The organism is Sporosarcina jiandibaonis, assembly GCF_013184495.1.
Classification (GTDB): domain Bacteria; phylum Bacillota; class Bacilli; order Bacillales_A; family Planococcaceae; genus Sporosarcina; species Sporosarcina jiandibaonis.
In genome coordinates this window covers 1-19,549 of the sequence record NZ_JAAOIY010000012.1, presented here as the reverse complement: position 1 = coordinate 19,549, position 19,549 = coordinate 1, and the positions used below count along the sequence as shown (strand labels likewise).

18 protein-coding genes, 1 tRNA gene, 2 rRNA genes, 1 other RNA gene and 1 other annotated feature are annotated in these 19,549 nt (G+C 41.0%); of the genes, 18 read left to right on the top strand and 4 right to left on the bottom strand.

What is annotated here, in order from left to right:
- Positions 1-2: 2 nt before the first annotated feature.
- From rrf to G8782_RS18015, 4 genes are all read left to right on the top strand, one after another.
- Positions 3-118, top strand: a 5S ribosomal RNA gene (gene rrf / locus G8782_RS18030).
- 456 nt (positions 119-574) lie between these two features.
- Positions 575-1,051, top strand: a complete 477-nt coding sequence (locus tag G8782_RS18025; RefSeq protein WP_172373848.1) for a glutathione peroxidase — start codon at positions 575-577, stop codon at positions 1,049-1,051.
- Between the two features lie 105 nt (positions 1,052-1,156).
- Positions 1,157-2,623 carry an IMP dehydrogenase gene (gene guaB, locus G8782_RS18020; RefSeq protein ID WP_172373847.1) on the top strand — a complete coding sequence of 489 codons (1,467 nt, stop codon included), beginning with the start codon at positions 1,157-1,159 and terminating at the stop codon, positions 2,621-2,623.
- A 151-nt stretch (positions 2,624-2,774) separates the two neighbouring features.
- Positions 2,775-4,121: a serine hydrolase gene (locus G8782_RS18015; RefSeq protein WP_425505504.1), complete on the top strand. Its 1,347-nt coding sequence runs from the start codon at positions 2,775-2,777 to the stop codon at positions 4,119-4,121.
- Between the two features lie 17 nt (positions 4,122-4,138).
- Here the strand turns inward: G8782_RS18015 and pdxR are convergent, their stop codons facing one another.
- Positions 4,139-5,554: a MocR-like pyridoxine biosynthesis transcription factor PdxR gene (gene pdxR / locus G8782_RS18010; RefSeq protein WP_172373845.1), complete on the bottom strand. Its 1,416-nt coding sequence runs from the start codon at positions 5,552-5,554 to the stop codon at positions 4,139-4,141.
- Positions 5,555-5,652: 98 nt separating this feature from the next.
- On the opposite strand from pdxR, the gene pdxS reads away from it, so the two are divergent.
- The gene (pdxS, locus tag G8782_RS18005; protein ID WP_172373843.1) at positions 5,653-6,504 is read left to right on the top strand and encodes a pyridoxal 5'-phosphate synthase lyase subunit PdxS; all 852 of its coding nucleotides are present in this window, start codon (positions 5,653-5,655) and stop codon (positions 6,502-6,504) included.
- A gap of 120 nt (positions 6,505-6,624) precedes the next feature.
- Positions 6,625-6,842 (top strand) — a binding site (T-box leader).
- A 67-nt stretch (positions 6,843-6,909) separates the two neighbouring features.
- On the top strand, positions 6,910-8,187 hold the full coding sequence (gene serS, locus G8782_RS18000) for a serine--tRNA ligase (protein WP_172373841.1): 1,278 nt from the start codon (positions 6,910-6,912) through the stop codon (positions 8,185-8,187).
- A gap of 23 nt (positions 8,188-8,210) precedes the next feature.
- Here serS and tadA read toward each other — a convergent pair whose 3' ends face one another.
- Positions 8,211-8,717 (bottom strand): tRNA adenosine(34) deaminase TadA, encoded by a 507-nt coding sequence (gene tadA, locus G8782_RS17995; protein ID WP_172373839.1) that lies wholly within the window; start codon positions 8,715-8,717, stop codon positions 8,211-8,213.
- A 161-nt stretch (positions 8,718-8,878) separates the two neighbouring features.
- Here tadA and G8782_RS17990 point away from each other — a divergent pair, with 161 nt between their 5' ends.
- Positions 8,879-9,517: a deoxynucleoside kinase gene (locus G8782_RS17990; RefSeq protein ID WP_172373854.1), complete on the top strand. Its 639-nt coding sequence runs from the start codon at positions 8,879-8,881 to the stop codon at positions 9,515-9,517.
- Positions 9,514-10,161: a deoxynucleoside kinase gene (locus G8782_RS17985; protein ID WP_172373837.1), complete on the top strand. Its 648-nt coding sequence runs from the start codon at positions 9,514-9,516 to the stop codon at positions 10,159-10,161. The genes G8782_RS17990 and G8782_RS17985 overlap by 4 nt, the downstream gene beginning before the upstream one ends.
- Positions 10,162-10,273: 112 nt before the next feature.
- Here G8782_RS17985 and G8782_RS17980 read toward each other — a convergent pair whose 3' ends face one another.
- Positions 10,274-11,644: an aspartate kinase gene (locus G8782_RS17980; protein ID WP_172373836.1), complete on the bottom strand. Its 1,371-nt coding sequence runs from the start codon at positions 11,642-11,644 to the stop codon at positions 10,274-10,276.
- 153 nt (positions 11,645-11,797) lie between these two features.
- Here G8782_RS17980 and G8782_RS17975 point away from each other — a divergent pair, with 153 nt between their 5' ends.
- Genes G8782_RS17975 through thrB form a run of 3 tightly spaced genes read left to right on the top strand, consistent with a single transcriptional unit; the run spans position 11,798 to position 15,044 of the window.
- Positions 11,798-13,093, top strand: a complete 1,296-nt coding sequence (locus tag G8782_RS17975; RefSeq protein WP_172373834.1) for a homoserine dehydrogenase — start codon at positions 11,798-11,800, stop codon at positions 13,091-13,093.
- Between the two features lie 2 nt (positions 13,094-13,095).
- Positions 13,096-14,151 carry a threonine synthase gene (thrC, locus tag G8782_RS17970; RefSeq protein WP_172373832.1) on the top strand — a complete coding sequence of 352 codons (1,056 nt, stop codon included), beginning with the start codon at positions 13,096-13,098 and terminating at the stop codon, positions 14,149-14,151.
- Positions 14,151-15,044: a homoserine kinase gene (gene thrB / locus G8782_RS17965; protein ID WP_172373830.1), complete on the top strand. Its 894-nt coding sequence runs from the start codon at positions 14,151-14,153 to the stop codon at positions 15,042-15,044. The genes thrC and thrB overlap by 1 nt, the downstream gene beginning before the upstream one ends.
- 112 nt (positions 15,045-15,156) lie before the next feature.
- Here the strand turns inward: thrB and G8782_RS17960 are convergent.
- A tRNA-Ser gene (locus tag G8782_RS17960) sits at positions 15,157-15,249 on the bottom strand.
- 116 nt (positions 15,250-15,365) lie between these two features.
- On the opposite strand from G8782_RS17960, the gene ffs reads away from it, so the two are divergent.
- The 7 genes from ffs to G8782_RS17925 form a co-directional block, all read left to right on the top strand.
- Positions 15,366-15,631, top strand: an RNA gene (gene ffs, locus G8782_RS17955) — signal recognition particle sRNA large type.
- A gap of 125 nt (positions 15,632-15,756) precedes the next feature.
- Positions 15,757-17,526: a DNA polymerase III subunit gamma/tau gene (dnaX, locus tag G8782_RS17950; protein WP_172373852.1), complete on the top strand. Its 1,770-nt coding sequence runs from the start codon at positions 15,757-15,759 to the stop codon at positions 17,524-17,526.
- 60 nt (positions 17,527-17,586) lie between these two features.
- Entirely contained in the window at positions 17,587-17,907 is a 321-nt protein-coding gene (locus G8782_RS17945; RefSeq protein ID WP_172373828.1) for a YbaB/EbfC family nucleoid-associated protein, read from the top strand.
- An 11-nt stretch (positions 17,908-17,918) separates the two neighbouring features.
- On the top strand, positions 17,919-18,515 hold the full coding sequence (recR, locus tag G8782_RS17940; protein ID WP_172373826.1) for a recombination mediator RecR: 597 nt from the start codon (positions 17,919-17,921) through the stop codon (positions 18,513-18,515).
- Between the two features lie 72 nt (positions 18,516-18,587).
- Positions 18,588-18,800 carry a YaaL family protein gene (locus G8782_RS17935; RefSeq protein WP_172373824.1) on the top strand — a complete coding sequence of 71 codons (213 nt, stop codon included), beginning with the start codon at positions 18,588-18,590 and terminating at the stop codon, positions 18,798-18,800.
- 57 nt (positions 18,801-18,857) lie between these two features.
- Entirely contained in the window at positions 18,858-19,121 is a 264-nt protein-coding gene (locus tag G8782_RS17930) for a pro-sigmaK processing inhibitor BofA family protein (protein ID WP_343035098.1), read from the top strand.
- Positions 19,122-19,431: 310 nt separating this feature from the next.
- Positions 19,432-19,549: ribosomal RNA gene (locus tag G8782_RS17925) — 16S ribosomal RNA — on the top strand; the annotation flags it as partial.

Here is a 19,549-nt window from a genome sequence, read left to right as displayed (position 1 = left end):
AGTCTAGTGGCGATAGCGAAGAGGTCACACCCGTTCCCATACCGAACACGGAAGTTAAGCTCTTCAGCGCCGATGGTAGTTGGGGGCTTCCCCCTGCAAGAGTAGGACGTTGCTAGGCACTTAAAGAGTCATTACCTTAGATGGTAGTGGCTTTTTTTGTTCTTTGCTAATGAAAAAATAATTTTTTTACCGTAAGGTAAAATCTGACTTGAAGTTAAGCTCTTCAGCGCCGATGGTAGTTGGGGGCTTCCCCCTGCAAGAGTAGGACGTTGCTAGGCACTTAAAGAGTCATTACCTTAATGGTAGTGGCTTTTTTTGTTGAAAATTCTTAAAATGATAGATAATCATTTTATAAATATGAATATAGCTCTTAAAAGACACCAAAGTGCTCATTAAAAAACATAATATAACAAAAAATGACTAAAATAACCCCGAAAAGGGCTAAAACATAAATCCTTTACAAATCTTTTTTACTAATTCACTTGATATATGAAAACTTTTTACACATTCTAATACGAAAGCATTGTAGTTCATCATTTTTCAATTTATGATTAGAGAAATAGGAGATGTTAAAATGAATGAAATATATAATTTCTCGGTGAAAAAACCTGATGGAAGTATACAATCGTTAGCAGATTTCAAGGGTAAATCCTTATTAATTGTAAATACTGCAAGTAAGTGCGGTTTTGCGAATCAATTTAACGAGTTGCAAAAGCTTTACGATGAATATAAAGACGATGGTTTTGTTGTCCTAAGTTTCCCATCAGACAACTTTAGAAACCAGGAGTACGAAAATGTTGAAAAAACGATGAAAGTTTGTAAATTAATCTACAAAGTGACCTTTCCAATGTTTGCAAAGGTAAATGTAAAGGGGGAGGATGTAGATCCACTGTTCAAGTATTTGACTTCGGAGAAAAAAGGTTTATTAACAAATGGAGTGAAGTGGAATTTCACTAAATTCCTGGTAAACAAAGATGGGGTTGTTATTGATCGTTTTGCCCCTCAAACATCTCCATTAAAAATAAAGAAAAAAATTAAAGAAATCGTTTAGTGAAAAATACGAATACATTTACTACTTAAGAGAACCTTGACAGTCAATACAGTCGCTGATAATATCTTACTAATATTCAAAAGAGATCAGGGAGGCAAAATTAAGATGTGGGAATCAAAATTTGCACGTGAGGGACTAACTTTCGACGATGTGTTGCTAATACCGGGGCCTTCTGATGTACTACCTAAAGATGTATCCCTTTCCGTTGATTTAACGGAAAAAATTAAGTTGAATATACCTATTATCAGTGCTGGTATGGATACAGTTACCGAATCACGAATGGCCATTTCTATGGCAAGACAAGGCGGACTTGGCATCATTCATAAAAATATGAGTATCGAAGAACAGGCGGAACAGGTTGTCACAGTTAAACGCTCAGAAAATGGAGTTATTACAAATCCATTTTACTTAACGCCTAACCACCAAGTTTTTGATGCTGAACATTTGATGAGCAGATACCGAATTTCAGGTGTTCCAATTGTTAATAATGAAGACGAGCTTAAGCTTGTCGGGATTATTACCAATCGAGATATGCGTTTTATTCAGGATTATTCGCTTATGATCGACGATGTAATGACGAAAGAAAATCTTGTAACTGCTCCTGTAGGGACAACCTTGGACGATGCTGAAAAAATCCTTCAAAAATATAAAATCGAAAAACTTCCGATTGTTGACGAAGAAGGCATTTTGAATGGTTTAATTACTATTAAAGACATTGAAAAAGTAATGGAATATCCGCACGCTGCAAAAGATAAGCAAGGCAGACTGCTTGTCGGTGCTGCAGTTGGTGTAACTTCTGATACGATGATTCGTGTAAAAAAACTTGTTGCAGCAGAAGTTGATGTGATTGTCATTGACACGGCGCACGGACATTCAAAAGGTGTTATCGATACAGTAGCGAATATCCGAAACGAATTCCCTGAGCTAGAAATAATCGCGGGTAATATTGCTACAGCGGAAGGTGCTCGTGCTTTGTATGAAGCAGGCGCGGACGTTGTTAAGGTTGGAATCGGTCCTGGTTCTATCTGTACAACACGTGTTGTGTCAGGTGTCGGGGTTCCGCAAATTACAGCAATTTACGATTGTGCATCTGTTGCAAGAGAATTAGGGAAAACAATGATTGCTGACGGCGGTATTAAGTATTCAGGAGATATTGTTAAGGCACTTGCTGCTGGTGGACATGTAGTCATGCTCGGAAGTCTTTTAGCGGGTACGACTGAAAGTCCGGGTGAAACTGAATTATTCCAAGGTCGTCGTTTCAAAGTGTATCGTGGTATGGGGTCGGTCGGTGCAATGGAACAAGGATCAAAAGACCGTTACTTCCAAGATGATGCAAAAAAACTCGTTCCTGAAGGGATAGAGGGCCGTCTTCCATATAAGGGAGATATAGCGGATACTATTCATCAATTAGTTGGTGGAATTCGTGCAGGTATGGGATACTGCGGCTCGAGAAATCTCCTGGAACATCGCGAAAACGCTCAATTTATTCGCATGACTGGATCAGGTTTATTGGAAAGTCACCCACACCAAGTTCAAATTACAAAAGAAGCACCGAACTATACACTTTCATAAATAAAGTACTGGAAATAACTTTGTGGCAACTTAAGCATCTTTCCTGCGTCTTCATATAAGCGGAAAGATGTTTTTTTTGCTATAGTCCCCTCGTCGCATGAGATTTGTGGTAAAATTATTAAGGGGAAATCGCAATAACGGAGGTAAGGTTTTGAAACAGAAAATGAGAAAATATGTTGCTATGATTGTAATTCCGCTGTTATTTGTCATGTCAGTTGGAATAGTCCCGGCTGCGGCTGCTGATGAGGGTATAGGGATTAATGTCAAGGGTGCGATTCTAATTGATGCGGATAGCGGAAAGATTTTATATGAACAAAATGCAGATGCGCCACTCGGCATTGCTAGTATGACTAAAATGATGACAGAGTATATCCTTTTTGAAGCGATTAAAGAAGGTAAAATCACTTGGGATCAAGAATACCGAGTGAATGATTATACGTATAAGATTTCACAGGATCGTAGTTTGAGCAACGTTCCGCTACGTGCGGATGGAACTTATACCATTCGCGAGTTGTATGAAGCAACTGCAATATATTCTGCAAATGCGGCAACAATTGCGATTGCTGAATCAATAGCAGGAACGGAAACAGAATTTTTGAAGTTAATGAATGCGAAAGCCGAAGAACTTGGCCTTAAAGATTATAAATTTGTGAATACGACGGGGTTAAACAACTCGCATCTTCAAGGAATGCATCCGAAAGGGACAGGCCCGAAAGATGAAAACGTAATGCCTGCAAAATCAGTTGCAAAACTTGCGTATCATTTACTAAAAGATTATCCGGAAGTTCTAGATACGACAAGTATCAAAACAAAAAAATTCCGTGAAGGCACTGACGATGAGATTAAAATGGATAACTGGAACTTCATGCTTCCAGGGTTTGTTTATGAATATCCCGGTGTAGACGGTTTAAAAACTGGAACGACGACATTTGCTGGACATTGTTTTACAGGTACTGCGGTGAAAGACGGGAAACGATTGATCGCCGTCGTTATGAATGCAGTTAATGAAGAAGGTGTCGGTTCATATAAGGCACGCTTTGATGCCACTCGTGCGTTGTTTGATTATGGTTTTACTCAGTTTTCGGAAGTAGAATTTGCACCAGCTGGGCATAAATTTGAAAATCAAAAATCCCTGAACGTTAGTAAAGGTAAAACTGACACAGTGGAAATAGCGGTTAAAGAACCTGTAAAAATGATGATCAAAACGAGAGATAAGGATTTATATAAACCTGAACTAGTTCTTGATGAATCTAAGTTAACGGACGGCGAACTTGTAGCACCAATTAAAAAAGATGCAGTTATCGGCCATGTCGAGCTTGTTCGCGAGGAAGGCAAGGATTATGGTTTTATCGATTCCGATCATCCGACAATAGACGTTGTGACGACAGAAGCAGTCGAGAAAGCAGGTTGGTTCTCGCTTTCAATGCGTGCAATCGGTGATTTCTTTGTCAGTGTTTGGGACAGTGCAATAGGATTTGTTAAAGGATTATTTAAATAAAATAAAAAGCGGTGAATCTAAATGGATTCATCGCTTTTATTTATTTCCCAAGCATGCATGAGATCATCAATAGCCTTTTCTATCGAATCCACTGTTAAACCGCCAAATCCAATGAGGAAGGAGGGGTCATTTTCAACCGGATTCTTTCGATACTTATTTAAACCATAAATTCGAATCCCTACTTTTTTGGCGGACTCAATTAATTCTTTTTCGGTTCGATTAACATGAACCGTAATCATTATATGCATACCTGCTTCCTCTCCTGAATAGGAAATATGCGGTGTATAAGGGAGAATTGCATCAATCAACGTTTGCAGTTTTCTTCTGTAAATCGTTCGCATCCTATTCAGATGTCGTGAAAATTGTCCATCTGCCATAAAACGCGCTAGAATGTGCTGATCCAGGCGTGGGACGGTGGATGCATAGTGAATGAAGGCATCCTTGTACCTTTTGAGCAGAATGCCGGGCAACACCATATAAGCGATACGCAAGGATGGCATCAGCGATTTTGAAAATGTGCTTATATAAATAACATTGTCTCCTTTGTCCATTCCTTGTAAAGCGGGAATCGGTCTTCCGGTATAACGAAACTCGCTGTCGTAATCATCTTCAATAATATAATGGTTTTTATGAGACGTCGCCCAATTTAATAATGCTGTTCTTCGCGCCGCGGAAAGAACAGTACCGGTCGGAAATTGGTGCGATGGTGTTAAGTAAGCGACAGTCGCACCGGAATCTTGAAGCATGCTGATGTCCATTCCTTCTTGATCTACTTCAATGGGGAACACTTTCCGGTTATTATGATAAAAAACATGGTGTGTTAATGGATAACCCGGGTCTTCGATCGCATAAGTGGCATCGAGTCCTAGAATACGTATAACCAGCGGCATAAGTTGTTCGGTGCCTGATCCTACAATTATTTGTTCAGGTGTGCAGTTGACCCCTCTTGAATGGTATAAGTAGCGTGCAATTTCTTGTCGAAGAGGCAGATCGCCATGCGGGTCGCCAAGCAACAAAAGATCTTTTGAAGATTCGTCGATGACATCTTTCGCGTACTTTCGCCATTGCTTGAATGGGAAAGAGTCCGTATCAATATGGCCAGGTGATAAATCGATATGAATTTTATCGGGTTTTGGTTTTGTTGTTTCTTCAATTCGACCTGTTGGCTGCACATAGGCGAGTTCCTCAATGGCTTGGACGTAAAAACCTTTTCTAGGTACCGTAGAGATAAATCCCTCTGCTGTCAGTTGACCATAGGCAAGTTCAATGGTTGTTTGACTTACATTAAGGAATTCACCGAGTTTTCTTTTTGAAGGAAGTTTTCTACCGACTTGCAGCTTCCCGTTAGTTATATCGAGACGAATTTGGTCGTAAATTTGTTCATATAAAGGGATAGTCGCATTTTTATCAAGTTCAATTAAAAGCATCTCCATAAATAAACCTCCTCTGACCCTTTCAAGTTGTGTGAAACTGAGTATTTTAATATGGTCATCTTCCAGTATACTGAACAATATGAATAGGAGGAAGAATTATGACTATAAATATGAAGTACGGTGGCGTCATCATGGACGTTATTAATGGCGAACAGGCAAAAATAGCGGAGGCGGCAGGTGCGGTTGCGGTTATGGCACTTGAACGCGTTCCTTCAGATATCCGAGCAGCGGGCGGAGTCGCACGAATGGCAGATCCACGCATTGTGGAAGAAGTGCAAGCAGCAGTATCGATTCCGGTTATGGCGAAAGCAAGAATCGGACATATTTCTGAAGCACGATTACTTGAAGCAATGGGTGTGGATTTCATTGATGAAAGTGAAGTATTATCGCCAGCAGATGATGAATTTCATTTATTGAAAAGCGATTATTCAGTGCCATTTGTTTGCGGGGCACGCGATTTAGGGGAAGCGGCAAGGAGAATCGGCGAAGGTGCAAAAATGCTTCGTACAAAAGGTGAACCGGGAACGGGGAATATCGTTGAAGCGGTCCGCCATCTCCGCATGGTACATGCGCAGGTGAATAAGCTTGTCCATATGAATGAAGCAGAAATTATGACAGAAGCGCGTATTTTAGGTGCGCCTTACGAAATACTGCTCGCGATTAAAGAAGCGGGCCGTTTACCTGTAACAAACTATGCCGCGGGCGGCGTGGCGACACCAGCAGATGCAGCGTTGATGATGGAACTTGGCGCGGACGGCGTATTCGTCGGTTCTGGAATTTTCAAATCTGAAAATCCGGAGAAATTTGCGCGTGCAATCGTAGAAGCAACGCAAAATTATCAAAACTATGATTTGCTGGTTCAATTATCAAAAGATCTTGGCCAACCAATGAAAGGCATTGAAATGTCATCGCTTTCGGCAGGCGAGCGGATGGCGGATCGTACTCAGTAAAAATTGCGCACCTACTCTTATGGATGAAATTATAGGAGTAGGTGCATTTTATTTATCGATGAACATAACTTGTGACTTGCCAAAAAAACGTCAATATAGTATGGTAATAATAATTTCAAATTTGAGACGATGATGGGAAATAGTAGCGAGCATGTTTTTTGAAGAGAGTCGGCGGATGGTGCGAGCCGATAAAAACAGTTGTGAATCCGTCCCTGAGTAGCTGGGCTGAAGTAGAAGTAGGTCCATGCCGGTACTTGAACCGTTATTTCAATGAAGTGAATCGGACAATTAACGTCTGGTTAATTTGGGTGGCAACGCGGGTAGTTCTCGTCCCTTTTAGAGGGGATAGAGGGCTTTTTTTGTTGTCTGAAATTCGTCTTTTTACAAAATAAGGAGGAGTTATAAATGTTAGATATTAGAAAAGTCAGAGCTAATTTTGATGAAGTGAAAGAAAAGCTTTCGAAGCGAGGAGAAGATCTTTCAGATTTCGATAAATTTAGCGGATTAGATGAAAAACGACGAGAACTTATCGTCAAAACGGAAGTACTGAAAGCTGAACGCAATAATGTATCCCAGCAAATTGCCACGATGAAACGAAATAAAGAAAATGCTGATGAGGTTATTTTACGGATGCGCGAAGTTGGCGAGGAAATAAAAGAATTAGATGATGAACTTCGTGAAGTCGAAGAAAAATTAAATTACATTATGATGCGAATTCCTAATATTCCTCATGAAAGCGTCCCGTTTGGAGACAGTGAGGATGATAATGTTGAGATTCGTACTTGGGGTGAACGACCGGAGTTCGAATTCGAAGCAAAACCGCACTGGGATCTTGGAACTGACTTGAATATTCTCGATTTCGAACGCGCAGCCAAAGTTACAGGAAGTCGTTTTGTATTTTATCGTGGCCTAGGTGCACGTTTGGAACGAGCGCTAATTAACTTCATGCTTGATCTTCATATTGATGAACACGGCTATGAAGAAATACTCCCGCCGTATTTAGCGAATCGCGAAAGTCTAACAGGGACAGGTCAACTTCCGAAGTTTGCTGAGGATTTATTCCACGTGGAAGAAGAGGATTTTTTCCTGATTCCAACATCCGAAGTGCCTGTAACGAATTTTCACCGTGATGAAATTCTGAATGGTGAACAACTTCCGATTGCGTTTACGGCATATAGTGCAAACTTCCGATCAGAAGCAGGCTCTGCGGGACGGGATACGCGCGGTTTAATACGCCAGCATCAGTTTAATAAAGTCGAGCTTGTCCGTTTGGTAAAACCAGAGGATTCATACGCGGAACTTGAAAAGTTAACAGGGCATGCAGAAAAAGTATTGCAATTATTGAAGCTTCCGTACCGCGTTTTAAATATGTGTACGGCGGATCTTGGCTTTACTGCGGCGAAGAAATACGACATCGAAGTATGGATTCCGACACAGAATATGTACCGCGAGATTTCTTCATGTTCGAATTTTGAAGATTTCCAGGCGCGTCGTGCGCATATTCGCTACCGAAGCGAAGCGGGTGCAAAGCCTGAATATGTTCATACGTTAAATGGAAGCGGGCTAGCGGTTGGTCGAACAGTCGCGGCGATTCTTGAAAATTACCAGCAAGAAGATGGTTCAGTTATCATCCCAGAAGTACTTCGTCCATATATGGGCGGAAAAGAAGTCATTACGAAATAATAAAGAAGAGGCTTCACCTTTAGTCAATTCTCGACTTTTGGTGAGGCCTCTTTTTTCATCTTTTTTTTGCGTTCGCGGATGCCTCTGAAAAAAGAAGTTAATATCTCTCCGCATTCATCTCCGAGTATGCCTTCAGTAACTTCACATTCGTGGTTAAATCTTGGATCATTCAAAAGTCGGTACAGCGAATCAACACAACCGCCTTTCGGGTCACGCGCTCCGTAGACAACCCGTGGAATGCGTGACTGCAAAATTGCACCCGCGCACATCGGACAAGGTTCAAGTGTGACGTATAAAGTTGTTTCTTCGAGTCGCCAACTTCCAACTTCACGGCAAGCATCTTGGATAGCAGACAATTCAGCATGGGTAACCGCGTTTTGAGTCGTTTCACGCAAATTATGCGCGCGAGCGATGACTTTATCATCATGAACAATGATAGCACCTATCGGGACTTCACCAAGCGCTTTTGCATTCATCGCCTCGTCTATTGCCATTTGCATATATTTATAATCTTTTTCATCCATAACCATCGCTCCCTAGCCATAGTGTAGCATTTTTTCACGGAAATTGTTCCACGTGAAAAAACATTGTAGAATAATGTCGATAAAGAGCTGCCACACTCTGTTTTTCATTTCTATCGTGTGTTAAAATAAGGAGCACTATAATTATGATATATGAAGGAGGACTTCTGATGCCTGTTCCGTTTATAACGGTTGAAGGTCCGATCGGCGTCGGAAAAACGTCACTTTCCAAAGCAATTGCAGAAACGCAACAATTTCATTTGCTTCAAGAAATCGTCGACGAAAATCCGTTTTTAAATAAATTTTACAAGAACATTGAGGAATGGAGTTTTCAAACCGAAATGTTTTTCCTTTGCAATCGCTATAAACAACTTAGCGATATAAAGACAGAAATCACGATTGAACGGAAATCGGTCGTCGCGGATTACAATATATTTAAGAATTTAATATTTGCACAGCGCACGCTTGAGACAGTCGAATACAAAAAATACGAAGAAATATACAATATTTTAACGAAAGATATGCCGGTACCGAATATAATCATCTATTTACATGCCAGTATCGACACGCTCATGAGACGCATTTCGCTGCGCGGACGCGATTTTGAAAAGAACATGGACCGTTCCTATTTACAGCAGCTTTCCGATGATTACGATACGTTTATTACACATTTTGAATCAACACATCCCAATATTCCAGTACTTCGTTTCAACGGGGATGATCTTGATTTTGTGAACAATAAAAAAGACCTGCAATTTATATTAGATACAGTCGATTCGACGATTCGAAAAGGAGTTAGTTTTAATTGAACTTACGTGAAAAATACGGGATACCCAAAAATGCAGTGATTACTGTAGCAGGAACGGTAGGTGTCGGAAAGTCTACAATGACACAAGCGCTTGCTGATGCACTGGATTTTAAAACTTCTTTTGAAAATGTTGATGAAAACCCTTATTTGGATCGTTTTTACGACGATTTTGAAAAATGGAGTTTCCATTTGCAGATTTATTTTTTAGCGGAACGTTTTAAAGAACAAAAGCGTATTTTTGAAAGCGGCGGCGGTTTTATCCAAGATCGTTCTATTTATGAAGATACCGATATCTTTGCAAAGATGCATGCCGACAACGGAACGATGGATCCGGTCGATTATCATACATACACGAATCTATTTGAAGCGATGGTCATGACGCCGTACTTCCCGCATCCGAATCTGCTCGTTTATTTGGACGGTTCCATGGAAGATATTCTGCAGCGTATCGAAGAACGCGGCCGCCCGATGGAACAACAGACACCAATTGCATATTGGGAAGAGATGCACGGACGTTATGAGCGTTGGATCAACTCATTCGATGCTTGTCCAGTGCTGAAAATCAATATTAACGATTATGACTTAATGAAAAATCCGCATGAAATTGAACAAGTTATTGCACGGATCGGAAGCGCATTGAAGTAAGTCACTATAGTAAAATATTTAGTAAGCAACCATTTTCATTCGGTTGCTTTTTTTATTGTCGATTACTAGATAAAAATAGCAGCACACCATTTTAACTTGGTGTGCTGTTTTGTCATATATAGGAAACGACTTTATTAAAAAACTCTTCATAAAGTTCTCTTAAAATCTTAGTTTCATCTCTTTTATCGACACCGAAGACGAGGCTCACTTCTGATGATCCTTGGTTAATCATTTCGATATTGGCGCCAGTACGGGAAATGGCAGACGCTGCCCGTGCGGCAAGACCAGTTGTATGGCGCATTCCTTCGCCAACGAGAACAACCATCGAATAATCCGTATTTCGCAAATGGACATCATCCGCCTCTAATTCCTCTTTTACACGACGAACAATTCGTTCGCTATTTTCTTCATTTAAAAACTTGCTTCGAATAATAACGGAGAGATTATCAATCCCGGAAGGCGTATGTTCAAATGGAATCTCTTCGTCTTCTAATATTTCCAATAGGCGACGTCCGAACCCAATTTCTTGGTTCATTAAGTATTTGTAGACAAACAATGTTGAAAATCCACTATCTGCAGCAATTCCGATGACAGGTTGCGCCGAATGATCACGCTCACTTACAATCATTGTCCCAGGAGCTTCCGGATTGTTCGTATTTTTTATACAGACTGGAACAGAACGAAGAAAAGCGGGCATAAGCGCCTCGTCGTGGAAAACAGAGAACCCCGCATAGGCTAGTTCTCGCATTTCACGGTAAGTCATTTTTTCGATGGCAACGGGTTGGTCGACAATCGTTGGGTTTGCAGCGAACACCGAATCAACGTCAGTAAAGTTCTCATATAATTCCGCGCGAATTGCAGCAGCAACAATCGATCCTGTTATATCTGAACCGCCACGATTAAACGTCCTTAATGTTCCGTCTTCTGTGTATCCAAAGAATCCGGGGAAGACAATTAGGCCTCGTTCTTCTTTCAATTTTTCAAGACGGTCGTATCCTTCAGGTAATGCGCGGACACGTTCAGGCCGATTATTAACAAGGAGTCCCGCTTTCTTTGGACAAACGTATTTTGCCTCAAGGCCGATGTGATTAAAATATTCCGCAATTAACTTTGCATTATTATCTTCGCCGGAAGCTTTGATAGAATCCATAAATAGGCTTTCATCTTCCTGGTTCGTGGAAATGCGTTCTCGCAAATCATTTTCGATAACGTTCACAATACTTTCTCCAAGTCCGAGCCCTTCTGCGATTAAACGATACCGATTGACAACCTCTTGCAATTCCGCGTCAATGTTTTCATGATTACGCGCAGCTTCAGCTAGTTTAATCAGTAAATCCGTGACTTTATCATCTTCGCTAAATCGTTTACCTGGTGCGGAGACGACAATGATTTTTCTCGAAGGATCGCTCTTCACGATATTTGCCACTTTCTTAATTTGTTCCGCAGTAGCGACTGATGTTCCACCAAATTTACATACTTTCATCTTATCAAATCCTATCTCTCTATTAGTAATATATAGACAATTATAAACAGAATTGACCATTGGGGTTGTATTTATTGTGAAACATCCTTATAATGTCCTTATGCACAGGTCAATTGTATTTACATAGTGTACATATAGTTAGGAGAATCGTCAATGAAAAATGAAATTAATATTGGTCTATTAGGTTTTGGAACAGTCGGAAGTGGTGTCGCAAAGATCATGCATGGCCATCAACAAGACTTGCAACACAAACTCGGCGTGCAAGTATCTATTAAAAAAGTGCTAGTTAAAGATATTACGAAATCACGAGATACAGAATTAGCATCCGAAATATTTACGAATAACTTGGAAGAAGTGTTAAATGATCCTTCGATTGATTTGATTATTGAAGTGATGGGCGGCACGAATGGCGCGAGAGATGCAATTGAACGAGCGCTTCTTGCTGGTAAAGGGGTCGTCACGGCCAATAAAGATGTGATGGCGGAGTACGGACAAGAGTTGTTGCAACTCGCGGATGAAATGAAGTGCGATCTATTTTATGAAGCTAGTGTTGGCGGCGGAATTCCACTTATTCGCACGATGGAAGACGGACTTGCTTCAGATCGGATCAGTGCATTAACGGGTATTGTAAACGGAACGACGAATTTTATTTTAACGAAAATGAAACATGAAAATATGACTTACGAAGATGCGTTAGCAGAAGCTACTCGATTAGGTTTCGCTGAAGCGGATCCATCAGCAGACGTCGATGGCATTGATGCAGCTCGAAAAATGGTCATTTTAGCTTCATTAGCATTTTCTACAGAAGTTCAATTGGATGATGTGTTCGTTAGAGGGTTGAAAGAAATTCAAAATGGCGATTTAGAGTTGGCAGATGGATTTGGATATACAGTGAAACTGGCGGGTTCTGCAGAAAAAGATGAGGATGGGATTGCCGTAGCGGTTGAGCCTGTCCTCTTCCCGAATTCTCATCCGCTTGCTTCTGTAAATAATGAATATAATGCAGTTTATATATACGGTGACGCGGTAGGCGAAACGATGCTATACGGACCAGGTGCTGGATCACTTCCGACAGCTACCTCAGTTACAGCAGATATTGTAGCTGCCTGTCGTAATCTACTACTCGGCATGAATGGAAAGAGACTTCATTCACCTCAGCATGAGCGTAAGGTAAAAAGCGACGGAAAGAGATTCGCAAGGTACTTTCATCGGATTTTAGTGAAAGATGAAGTCGGCGTCTTAACAAAATTAACCGCTATATATAGTAATCATGGAGCAAGTTTAGCAACTGTCGTTCAACATCCCGATAAAAAAGAATCGGGAGCGGAACTTGTTTTCATCACACATCGCATGTCGCGCCAACAACACCTAGATGTGATGGAAGAATTAAATCAAACACCGGAAGTACTTGAAGTGTTAAGTCATTACCGCGTTGAAGGAGAGAAATAAGGATGAGATGGAAAGGATTAATTGAAGAATATAAAGAATGGTTGCCTGTAACAGAAAAAACACCAAGTTTAACGTTGCAGGAAGGGAACACGCCACTCATACACTTAGAAAATCTGTCCGAACAATGGGGCATTAATTTATATGTGAAAGTAGAAGGTCTGAATCCGACAGGCTCTTTTAAAGACCGCGGCATGGTGATGGCCGTTGCGAAAGCGAAAGAAGAAGGAAAATCAATCTTAATATGCGCGTCGACAGGGAACACATCGGCATCTGCAGCGGCTTATGGCGCCCGAGCGGGGATGCGAACAATCGTTGTAATTCCAGAAGGGCGTATTGCACTTGGAAAAATGGCGCAAGCAAAAATGTACGGAGCGGAAATTGTTGAAATCGAAGGGAACTTTGACGAGGCACTCAGAATGGTTCGTGAAGCGGGTGAAGGCGATATCGCGCTAGTGAATTCAGTGAATCCGTATCGGTTAGAGGGACAAAAGACGATTGCTTTTGAAACGATAGACCAACTCGGGAAAGTTCCAGATGTTTTTGCTTTACCGGTGGGTAATGCAGGAAATATCTCAGCGGCATGGAAAGGGTTTAAAGAATATGCAACTAAAAAGGGCATGCCACTTCCAGAGTTATTAGGCGTGCAAGCAGACGGAGCTGCCCCAATCGTTTATGACCGGGTCTTTGAAGAACCGGAAACTGTGGCAACGGCGATTCGCATCGGAAACCCTGCAAGCTGGGAGTTGGCTAAAACTGCATTGAAAGAATCAGAAGGAACTATTTTAGCCGTGACAGATGAAGAAATATTAGAAGCATATCAGCTTATAACCTCTAAAGAAGGTGTTTTTGCCGAGCCGGGCTCATGTGCATCAATCGCAGGCGTCAAAAAGCAAGTTGAAAATGGTTCGTTGAAAAAAGGAACGACAATTGTAGCGGTGCTCACTGGAAATGGATTAAAGGATCCAGACACAGCGATCGAAGTGAATAAAGATCAACCAATGCTATCCCGTGATCAGTTTGACCAATTGCTGGCCGACTTGAAAGCGGGGCAAAACTAATGAATATGCCGGGATTTTCGGTCGTCGTTCCGGCGTCAACCGCCAACCTCGGCCCGGGATTTGATTCTGTTGGACTCGCATTAGGTCTGTACATGACTGTAAATGTTAGAAGTAATTCATCTTGGAAAGTATCTTACAGCAATGAAGAATATAATGAAATTGCAAACGATGAACAAAACTTAATCGCAAAAACAGTTATTGCAGTTGCTGAAAAGTACGGAAAACAACCGCCGACTTTATTGCTTTCTGTTGAAAGCAACATCCCGCTCGGAAAAGGATTTGGGAGCAGCGCAACAGCGATTGCTGCGGGTATTGAAATTGCGAATCAAGTACTTGAACTAAGACTCTCAGATCGTGAAAAAGTAATGGAAGGAAGTCAAATCGAAGGACATGCAGACAATGTTTCGGCAGCATTATTAGGCGGAGCGGTCATATCTTATTTCGACGGGGAGAGTATCGACTATATTCATATTGAAAAACCTTCAGTTGGTATAGTTGTTCTCGTACCTCCAGAAGTTTTACCCACGGAAGATTCAAGAAGTCTATTACCTGATAAACTTTGCCATAAAGAAGCAACAAGAAGCAGTGCATCAGGTTGCGTATTATCTGCAGCGCTAGCCATAAATGACTGGAAAACAATCGGACGCATGATGGAAAAGGACAGATTTCATGAACCTTATCGAAAACATCTTTTTCCTAGTTTTGAAGCAATCAGACAATCTTGCAAGGAATTAGGCGCTTATGGCATGACAATCAGCGGAGCAGGTCCGTCGCTTTTCATTGCAGTTCCTATCGGAAAAGAAGATGAATTTGCAGATGAATTAGCCATGCGGTTTCCATTCTATAGAAGTATTGCTACACAGCCTTCTGAAACGGGAACAATTGTAAACTAAAAAAGCGAAACTCAAATGGATATGTTTCCGATTGAGTTTCGCTTTATTAATTAAAAAAAGACCCTCTAAGTGAGGACCTTTGAATGATATGTATTATTATTAGTTGAAAATATGGCGGAGGAAGAGGGATTCGAACCCCCGCGGGCTTTAACACCCCTGTCGGTTTTCAAGACCGATCCCTTCAGCCAGGCTTGGGTATTCCTCCGTAGGACAATTAATAATTTATCATGCAGAGATAAAGATGTCAACAGTTTCTTTGTAAAAGATGAAAATATATTTTTGCATTGATTTTTACGAGTTTATTTAGTATACTTAGTAATGCCGTGCTAGGTGGGGGAATAGCGGAGCCCTGTAACTTGCAATCCGCTCTAGCAAGACTGAATCCCTTCCCGAGGCTGTCCGAATGTTTGGTCTGCCTTGTGCACGTAGTGTTGACGTTTGGGTCCTGCGCAATGGGAACCCATGAACCATGTCAGGTCCGGAAGGAAGCAGCATTAAGTGGAATTTTTCATGTGCCGCAGGGTCGCCTAGACTGAGCTGGCGACATGAGTAACGCTTATGTTCGGCTGTCGGAGGAAGGTGCACGGCATACATAGATTATTCAACTCGTCCGAGGAATCGGGCGAGTTTTTTATTTCATAAAAATGTTATGAGAAGTCATTTGTGGTACAATTAAAATATTATTGTATCGAAATGAAAGGAGAGGGAAATGTTGGTGTATCAAGCCTTTTATCGTGTATACAGGCCACAAACGTTTGGCGAAATGTCTGGTCAACAACATGTGAAACAGACGCTGCAAAATGCCCTCCTTCATAATAAGACAACACATGCGTATCTTTTTTCGGGTCCGCGGGGTACTGGGAAAACGAGTGCCGCAAAGATATTTGCTAAGGCGCTAAACTGTGAAAACGGTCCGGCAAAGGAACCATGTAATGAATGCCCGACATGTCTTGGTATTACCGAAGGTTCGGATACAGATGTCATTGAATTTGACGCTGCATCGAATTCACGTGTAGAAGAAATGAGAGAGATTATAGAAAAGGTTCGATTTGCACCGTCGAATTCACGTTTTAAAGTGTATATTATTGATGAAGTGCATATGCTTTCAAACTCGGCTTTTAATGCGTTGTTGAAGACGCTCGAGGAACCACCGTCTCATGCTGTATTTATTTTGGCAACGACAGAACCGCATAAGCTACCATTAACAATCATCTCAAGATGCCAGCGCTTTGACTTTAAACCAATCACCCAAAATGATATTGTTGATCGTATGAAGACGGTACTTCTGGATACAGGAATAGAATCTGACGAAGACGTATTAAAAATCATTGCGCAAGCAGCATCGGGCGGAATGCGCGATGCACTCAGCATGCTCGATCAAGTAGTTTCATTTAGTGGAGAAACATTAACTGTTGAAGATGCCCTCCTCGTAACTGGTTCTATCGGAGAAGATGTTTTTTATCAGTTGGCCGAGGCGCTTCTCGAAAAAGATGCAGGCGCGGCATTGTCATTATTCGACCGTCTGATTACTGAAGGAAAAGATGTATCTCGCCTGGCAGAAGATTTAATCACATTCTTCCGTGATTTATTGTTACTGCGCACTGCGCCTGAATTGCAGGATTTGTTGGAACTCGTTTCTGGCGATGATCGTTTTAAAGAAATGGCTAGAGGGTTCAATCCGGATGTATTGTATTCATTCATCGATATTCTTTCGAAAACACAGCAAGAAATGCGGTTTTCCAATCATGCGAAGGTATATATCGAATCTGCTCTTTTGAAAATGATTCATTTAGAAGGAAGCGCATTTGAAGTACAATCCGAGAATAAACCTGTCATTAATTCAGAAATGATGGATAAGGTCACGGAATTAGAGCGGCTTGTCAGCGAGTTGCAACAACAAATTAAATCAGGTGTTTCTATTCAAAAAGGTGCCGGAGATACCCCTGTACAAAGGAAAAATCCGTCGAGATCATCACAGACATTAAAGATTCCAACGGGCAAAATAAACGAGGTATTAAAATCTGCTACAAAGCAGGATATCCAAACAATCCGAGAAAATTGGGCGGGCATGATGCAAACAATGCAAAAGTCACATTCTGCTCTACTTGAAGAAACGGAGCCTGTAGCTGCATCAGAGCAGGCATTTGTGTTAAAATTCAAGTATGAAATTCATTGCCTAATGGCTTCCGAAAACCCATCACTTCGATCGAGTTTATCGAATGCATTGCAATCACAAACCGGAAAAGCGTATGAGGTTGTGTATGTGCCTGAGGATGGCTGGCTAAAAGTACGTCAAGATTTTATCCAAAATAATAATCTTGGACGAACTGAACCTTCGAACGATAAACAATCAATAACCGAGCAAGAAGCTGAAGCCGTTCTCTCCTTCGTGCAAGAAGCTGAAGAAGAAAATCTAGATCCGATTGTTGCGGAAGCAGAAAATATTTTTGGCAAAGAATTCATAGAAGTATATGATGATTAAAGAATGCAGTTGATTTTTTGTCGCTGCGCTTTATAAGCAAATAATGAGGAGGAAATAAACATGCGTGGTATGGGAAATATGCAAGGTATGATGAAGCAAATGCAGAAAATGCAAAAACAAATGGCAGAGGCACAAGAAAAACTTGGTGAAGAGCGTTTAGAGGGCACAGCAGGCGGCGGCATGGTTAAAGTTGTCGTTTCAGGAGATAAAGAAGTACTTGAAGTTGTTATTAATCCGGATGTTGTGGATCCTGAAGACGTTGAAATTTTACAAGATTTAGTTGTTATTGCTACAAATGAAGCAATGAAAAAGGCTGAAGAATTAACAAGCTCCACGATGGGACAATTCACGAAAGGATTGAACCTTCCTGGAATGTTCTAGGAGGAACAATTATGCATTATCCTGAACCAATTTCAAAATTAATTGATAGCTTTATGAAACTGCCAGGTATCGGTCCGAAAACAGCGGGCCGACTGGCGTTTTTTGTGCTAAGCATGAAGGAAGACACTGTCCTTGATTTTGCAAAAGCACTTGTCGATGCAAAACGGAATTTGCGCTTTTGTTCGGTGTGCGGTCATATTACCGATATCGACCCTTGCCATATCTGCCAAGACCAATCGCGCGACAGGTCGCTGATTTGCGTTGTTCAAGATCCTAAAGATGTAATTGCGATGGAGAAGATGAGAGATTACCAAGGGCTTTACCACGTCTTGCATGGTGCGATATCTCCGATGGACGGCATTGGTCCAGAAGATATTAATGTTCCTTCACTATTAACGCGTCTTCAAGATGAGGAAGTAGAAGAATTGATACTGGCTACCAATCCAACCATTGAAGGAGAGGCAACCGCAATGTATATTTCGAGGCTTGTAAGACCATCTGGCATTATGACGACACGAATTGCTCACGGACTACCAGTAGGTGGAGATCTAGAGTATGCAGATGAAGTAACGTTGTCGAGAGCGCTGGAAGGACGTCGAGAATTATAATGTCCTTTTATAAATGAAAGGATAATGTGAGATGCAAGCATTCCGAGTGGTGTTTGAATAGGAGTGGTGTCGATGTTTAAAAGGAAAAGTAAACTTAAAAGAGAGTACGACGATCGTCTTCATTCATTAATGGTAGAGACGAAGACTGAATGGGAAAATGCTAAAATTATTGAACAACATCTTGATGATTACGATCAAGAAGTAATCATTCGCCGAAAAATAGCTGAAAGTAAACACTTCTATTTATATAAAGAGGCAAAAGCACGCAAACTTGGAAGTGAATAATATTATTTCACGAGACCGCATATGATGTACTACTCATAACAGAAAAGGGGCGTTCTCGTGAAAATAGCTATTGGGATAGTAATGTCGGGTTTAATTCTTCTCTTCCTATTAATGGACAAGAAGCAAATGAAAAAGATATTTGAAAGATTATCAATCTATTGGTTCCGATTAGCATTTGCCTTTTTAGCCTTATTCATCATGAATGTTGCGGCAGGATTTTTTGGTGTTTACGTTCCTGTTAATATAGCATCCGGCCTAGTTATTGCAGTCTTAGGTATTCCCGGCATCGCATCAATATGTGCTTTAGCATTCTTTTTATAAAAAAGGGTTGCATTAATGGGCGCAAGCTGTTATATTTATAAATGTCGCCAAATTCATCACGGAAACAACGAAAAAGAAATTATAAATAGTTGTTGACATGGATAAACAAGTTTGGTATGATATAAGAGTTGCTGTTGCGAGATGGTAACCCAGAAGTTAAGTTAATATGTAAGTGAAGTTCTTGCTTATATAATGAACCTTGAAAACTGAACAGCAAAACGTCAAGATATAACGTTTCGTTAAATCGAAACAAAAACGAATCTTCGGATTCGAAGTCAGCAAATGAAATTTGAGCTATTCAAGTTTCTCTATTATGGAGAGTTTGATCCTGGCTCAGGACGAACGCTGGCGGCATGCCTAATACATGCAAGTCGAGCGAACATTTATTGAAGCTTGCTTCTTTAAATGTTAGCGGCGGATGGGTGAGT